At 72.5% G+C, this 6,241-nt stretch carries 3 protein-coding genes and 1 pseudogene; all 4 read right to left on the reverse strand.

Annotated elements, in window-relative coordinates:
- Positions 1–22 precede the first annotated feature (22 nt).
- The 4 genes and pseudogenes from VS93_RS15115 to VS93_RS15130 all read right to left on the reverse strand — a co-directional run bounded on the left by VS93_RS15115 (position 23) and on the right by VS93_RS15130 (position 6,109).
- Complete coding sequence (locus tag VS93_RS15115) at positions 23–1,267, reverse strand: site-specific integrase (protein ID WP_046470566.1); 1,245 nt, start codon at positions 1,265–1,267, stop codon at positions 23–25.
- A gap of 52 nt (positions 1,268–1,319) precedes the next feature.
- The gene (locus VS93_RS15120) at positions 1,320–1,781 is read right to left on the reverse strand and encodes a hypothetical protein (protein ID WP_046470567.1); all 462 of its coding nucleotides are present in this window, start codon (positions 1,779–1,781) and stop codon (positions 1,320–1,322) included.
- A gap of 75 nt (positions 1,782–1,856) precedes the next feature.
- A complete protein-coding gene (locus VS93_RS15125) occupies positions 1,857–2,195 on the reverse strand; it encodes a hypothetical protein (protein ID WP_046470568.1) in 339 nt (112 codons plus the stop codon).
- A gap of 321 nt (positions 2,196–2,516) precedes the next feature.
- Positions 2,517–6,109 (reverse strand): annotated as a pseudogene (locus tag VS93_RS15130) (TM0106 family RecB-like putative nuclease).
- Positions 6,110–6,241: the final 132 nt, after the last annotated feature.

Below are 6,241 nucleotides of genomic sequence, written 5' to 3' on the forward strand. Positions count from 1 at the left end.
GCATATGACGGATACGGTCCAGTCACAGCCCCAACCGGGTGACGGCGTTGTCTTCGAGCGGGTTGGCGGTGCGGATGTAGCCGTGCACGGTGCGGGGGTTGCTCCAGCGGCCTTGGCGCATGATCTCGCGGTCGCCGGCGCCGCCGAGCGCGGCTTGGGTGGCGAACCCGGAACGCAGCGAATGGCCGCTGAAGTCGGAGGGGTCCAGTCCGGCGCGCCGGGCGTAGCGTTTGACGAGGTCGGCGATGGCGCGTCCGGAGATCGGCCGCTGCGCCGGGTGGCCGTGCCGACTGACCGCTGGAAACAGTGGGCGGGCGGTGCCGTCGGCCAGGTCGGTGCCGGTGTAGGTGTGGCACCGGTGCGCGGGCGCTGCGGTCGGCCCGGTTTCGCCGTCCAGGAGGGCGCGCATCGCCTCGGTGCCGCCGTCGCGGTCGGCCTGGGTGAGGTCGGCCCAGTCGGCGAACGCGCACACCGGGCAGGTGTGGGTGCGGCGCCCGCGCGGCAGGGCGACCTGGGTGGTGTTGCGCCCGTCCTGGTCGGTTTTGCTGGCTCGCAGCCGCACCACCAGCAGTGGGGCTCCGGTCGCGGGGTCGGTGTCCACGGCGACGTCGTCGAAGGTCAGTGAGGCCAGTTCGCTGCGGCGCAGCGCGCCGGCGAAGCCGGTGAGCAGCAGCAGGGCGTCGCGGCGGCGTGCCACGCCGGTGGGGTGGCCGGGGGGCGGGCGCTCCTCCAGGAGTGCCTCCAGGGTGTGCATCAGGAGGGGACGTTTGCGCTCGGGGCGGGCGCGGCGGCGCCTGCGGATACCGCGCAGTGTCATGCGGACGACGTCGTCGCGGGTGGGTGAGGCCAGCCCGTGGGCCGCGTGTACGGCGGCGATCGCGGCGGCTTTGCGTTCCAGGGTTGAGGGGGACAGTGCCCAGCGGCCGGGGGCGCCCTCGGTGACGGCGTCGGCCGCCGCGGCCAGGTAGACGGCGACGTCGACGGGGTCGGCGGGCAGGGAGCGGCGCTGCTCGCCCTGGCACCAGGCGGTGAACGCGATCCAGTCGGAGCGGTAGGCGCGCAGTGTGTTCTCCGACTGGGCGGAGGAGAGGTAGCGGCCCAGCGCGGCGGCTTGCTCGTCGTCGAAGCGCTGCCGGACCGCTTCGATGGCCCGGGTGTCGACCAGGACGCTGTGGGTGCCCTGTTCCAGCCGGGTCTGGACTTCGGCCGGCAGGAGCGGGGGCGTGTTCTGGGCCGCTTTTCCTGCGGGCGGGCTGTTCTCACTCACAGTGGTCCATGATGGCCTAGCCGTGCGGCGGGAGGGAAAGGGGCGCCGCGGCTCAGCCGAACGCGCCGCGGATGGCGGAGAGCATCTCGGTGGGCGGGGCCAGGGAGAAGAGCGCACCGGCCGAGATGAGCAGAGCGGCGCTGAACATGGCCGCGGCGACCTTGCGCCGTACGACCAGCGCGGTGATGGCCCCGGCCAGCGGGGTGCCCAGCGCGAACACCAGGAGCCAGATCAGGTGCCAGGCGGTGGCGCGGCGGGCTTCGGTGGTGACTTCGCCGCTGGTGAGGAGGTTGAGGCCTTCGGCCAGGTAGAGGACGAAGAAAAGGGCGGAGCCGCCCAGCCATGCCACTGCCAGCACCGTCCATACGGCGAGGGGCCAGCGCCGGCGGTCGTCGAGCACGACGGGGGTGCGGCTGGGCCTGCCCGGTGAGCGGGGGTCTGCGGGCGCCGTCCTGGATGTCGCCGTGCCGTTGCGTTGTGCGCGGTTGCGGGGGTTCTTCTTCTTAGGGGACACACATCCTCCAGCAGCCAGCGGTCGCCGGTGGCGCCGGGTGCTGGTCCCCGCCCCACAGCGGGGACCAGCACCCGGTTATGCCTCGGCGAGCAGGTGGATTGCGGCGACGAAGACGATCGGCCAGGCCAGCAGCGCCAGTGACCACAGGGCCGCACGCCGGTCGGCGGCCACGGTGGCGATCGCCGAGCCCAGTAACGGCAGTCCTACGGAGGCGCCGAATCCCAGGGTGAACCATTCGGCCGCGGAGTTGGTGTCGGCGTAGATCCCGTTGGTGTAGCCGATCGGGCCCAGGATCACGGAGAGGGCGGCCAGGATGGCCACGGTGACGCGGATCCCCGTGGGGTGGCGGGTGTTCCGGGTAGGCCGCTCGCCGCCGTCGGCGGCGGAACGGTTCCCGTTCTCAGTCGACGACAACGGAGAATGCACCTTCCCCCTCGAAGTCGTCAACGGCGGTGGGGCTGGGGTGTGCACGGGTGGCGGGCGGTCGAGCACGGTGTCTGCGGTGCCTTTCAGCTGGTGCGGGTGGGAAGGGGCCTGTGCCGGCAGGATTGGTGGCCTGGGGGCGGTACCCGGAAACCCGGCGTGTGCCGCGCGGGCTCGCCGTGTTCTCGCGGGGTCCCCCGGACCGGCCGGATCGAGGTGGACAAAACGGGCCCCTTCTGGTGGTGCGCAGGTGTCACACCGTTATCCAACTGGGCTCGGGCCCACTGATCAAGTGGACGGAACGGGTGAACGTCATGAAGTGGAGTGTGCGGTTGCGAACACCTCATTGTGCTCATGACCGGCGGATCCGAGCCAGGGGGAGGTTCGGGCGCACAACCCGGTGAACCCGGCGAGCGCCCGCAGCTCGGTCACCGACCGGGGCGAGGATGCCAGCAGGTGCGGAGAGTACACCAGCACCGCGAGAACCTGGGCGCGTGACAACGCCACGTTGAGCCGGTTGCGGGAGAGCACGAAGTCCAGTCCTCGCGGGAGGTCGGAGGCGCTGGAGGCCGTCATGGAGCAGAGGACGACGGGAGCCTCCTGGCCCTGGAACCGGTCCACTGTACCAACGCTGACCTCGCTCAGCCCCGCCTCGTGCAGGGCGGAGCGCAGCGCGCGCACCTGCAGATTGAACGGTGCCACGACGAGGATGTCGGCGCCGGTGAGGGGGCGTGCGCCCGCCTCCCCGTCGTGCAGGGTCCGGCCCACCAGCCGGCCGGCCACATCCACGACGCGGGCCACCTCCTCGGGGCTGTGCGTGTTGCGGCCGCGATGCTCAACGGTGATCCGGCGCAGCCCCGGCTCGACCTGCTGAATGGCGCGTTCGGCGGTCGAGGGGTGGGCGCGCAGCCGTCCCCGGTAGGCCAGTCGCGACACCGGGGCGCACACCGCTGGGTGCATCCGCCGGCTCTGGTCCAGGAAGTAGCCGAGTTCGGGGGCGATGATCTCAGAGTCGCCGACCAGGTGCTCCAACGCTGAGGCCGCCGCGCCCGCGGCGTGGCTGCCCTGCACGACCTGCGGAAGCTGCTGCGGGTCGCCCAGCAGCACCAGGTTGCGGGTGGCGACGGAGACGGCGAGGGTGTCGGCGAGCGCGAACTGTCCGGCCTCGTCGATGATCAGCACGTCGAACGGGTCGGCGATGATCGCCTCGTTGGCGAAGTTCCACGCTGTTCCCCCGACGAGGTATCCACCCTGCTGCTCCGAACGCCAGGCCGCCAGCCCCTTCGGGGAGGTGGGCTGGTCCCACGGCGCCTCAGGGGCGGGTTTTCGCCTGGGGCGCTTGGCGCACGGCAGTGCTGTGCCCCCCGCCCCGCCGGCGGCGCGCACCGCCGCGCTCAGCACGTTCTCAATGGCCGTGTGCCCGGTCGAGCACACCCCCACCGATCGGCCCTGCCCCGCCAGGTGCGTGATGAGCCGGGCGGCCAGGTAGGTCTTGCCCGCGCCCGGCGGCCCCTGCACCGCCAGGTAGGAGTCGTCCAGCCGGTCGACGGCCTCGATCACACAGGCCACGGGGTCGCTGCCGTGGTCGTCCGGGCGCGGCAGCGCCGCGCCGTCGCGCGTCCGCGGCGGGACCCGGCGCAGGATGTCCATCCCGGCTCTGGCGGGGAGTTCCGGCAGGCCGTCGACGACCTCTTCGGTCAGCCTCAGCAGCGCCTCGTCCTTGGGGGCCGAGCGCACCGGTGCGCCGGGCAGGACCGCGGCCGGGTTGCGGGCGTAGGTGTCACCCGGGTCGCTGGTCTCGACCAGGGTGAGGCGTTCGGCGCTGACCGCCTCGATCCTGGCGTTGACGGTCGCGGCCTGCTGGCCCGGCGGCCCCGGGTACAGCAGGCGGACCTCGTCGCCGGTGGTGAAAGGGTGCGGCCGGGCGGGGTCGGCGCGCATCTCCAGCTCGCGGCGCGCCTTGCGCTGCCGCCCGGCGGGCTCCTGCCACTCGCCGCGGTGTACCCGAAGCGGGACCATGCAGTCGCCGTCGGCCTCCAGCTCCTCCGCCGGGGCCGAGATGCGGCGGAAGTACTCCCACCACGCCGGGTTCTCCTCGCGCCGGTAGTAGCCGGCGAGCGCGGCGAGCAGCGCGCGGGCCTCGTAATGGTCCTCCGGCGCCTGGGGGCCGTGCAGCAGCGGCTCGGTCAGCGTGCGCAGCCGCTCCTCGTACTCCGCGCGCCGGCGCAGCCGTTCGGCGGCCCGCTCCTCGGCGTCACCGGCCGTGAGTTCGCCCTGGCCGGCGGGGCGGGCGGTGATCCCGTGCCGGGTGCGCAGCTCCTCCAGCCAGTCGCGCAGCCGGGCGGTGGAGACGCAGTCGTCGCGGTTGTAGGAGGCGATCCCCTCCAGGATCTGGCACGCGCGCCCGTCCTCGCCCGCCTGGACGGCGGCGATGTAATCGGCGTAGGCGTCGATGCTGGACGTGGCGGTGGTGACGTCGCCGGAGCGGGCGCCGTCGAGGTAGAGAGGCTCCAGGTACTTGATGGAGTAGGAGCGCTGGGACACCCGCAGGCTCTTCTTGACCGCGGTGAACAGGTCGACCAGGCGGCGGTGGCGCAGCAGTTCGTCGACGTCGGTCTCGCGGGTGCCGAAGGTCGCGGCGAGCAGCTTCAGCCGGTCCACCTCATAGGAGGCGTAGTGGTAGACGTGGGCGCCGGGATCGGTGTCGATGCGCCGCGCGACGAAGTCGACGAACTCCTCGAAGGCGCGTTTCTCCTGCGCGGAGTCGTGGGCCCAGAACGTGTGGAACTCCCGGCCCTCCTGCGGGTCCTCAGTGACAGCGCCGAACAGGTACTCCAGGCCGCGGCCGTCGGCGCCGCCGAAGTAGGGAAAGCCCTCCATGTCGAAGAACACGTCGCCGGGGCTCGGCTCGGGCAGCATGGCCAGCCCTTCCTCGGAGTAGACCTCGGCGATGACGGTGCCCAGAGGGTCCTCGGCGGTGCGGGTGGCGTCCTGGCGCGTCTGCAGGGTGGCCTGTGCGCGCAGCCGTTCATAGGAGTGGCGGGGCAGCGATTCGGGACGGTCCTCCTCCCCGGCCAGGGCGAGCGCGTCGATGGTGGCGATGCCGCTGTCGGCGAGCTTGCGGACCTGGTCGGTACGGATACCGGCGACCAGGGACAGGTGCCGGGCGCCGGCTCGGCCCTCGGCGCACATCGCGGCGTATCCGCAGCCCTCACAGGAGGGGCGTGGCTCGTCCCACAGTGGGTCCGGCAGGTGTGCGGGCCCACGCAACCGGGCCAGCAGGCGCTCGCGCACCGCATCCAATACCGGGGTGAAGTCGGCGACCCGGTGCGCGTGGATACCGCGGTCCCCGGTGAGCAGGTACATGTACTCCGGTGACCCCTCGCCGATCTTCCCCAAGGCTTCCGCGTAGGCAGACAGCTGCACGATGGCGGCCGGGCCGGGGCGGCGGGCGAGCTTGGTGTCCCAGGGTTCGTGCACGGGTTCGGCGTCGCGCCGCCGTCCCGTGTGCGGATCGACGTCGCCGCGGATCAGGAAGTCAGCGCGGCCGTGGAACGCGACACCGGACTCCAGGGTGCGGTAGAAGCAGCCTGGTAGATCACGGGAGCACCGGAGCGGATGGCCGTGGCGGTGTCCTCGGCGGCACGGCGCATCGAGGTGTCGGTGGCTTCCGGAGCCTCGATGCAGGCGACACCCGAGGCGCCGAACACCTCGCGCAGCCGTTCCAGCTCCGCGTGTTCATGGACCTGGCCCTGCTGGGCCACCAGCGGGTCGATGTCAGCGGGTTCGGGGGCGTCCGGGACGCCGGCCGCGAGCGCCGCCTTGAGCGCACTGCGGTGGTCGCACTCCATGGTGTCGACGAGATCGGTGGGCGAGACGACCCAGCCCGACTCGGTGCGGAACACGCGGATCCCCTCCCCTGCGCGGTCTTTGGGGATTGTGCCATGCCCGCCCGTCGCCCTCCACCACCCTCAACGGAGGCGCGCCGCGCCACACCCCCTCTGCCCTCGTGTGACTGTCTGCACCGGTCCGGTCGC

Origin of the sequence: Allosalinactinospora lopnorensis (genome assembly GCF_000981225.1) — a bacterium.
GTDB classification, from domain to species: domain Bacteria; phylum Actinomycetota; class Actinomycetes; order Streptosporangiales; family Streptosporangiaceae; genus Allosalinactinospora; species Allosalinactinospora lopnorensis.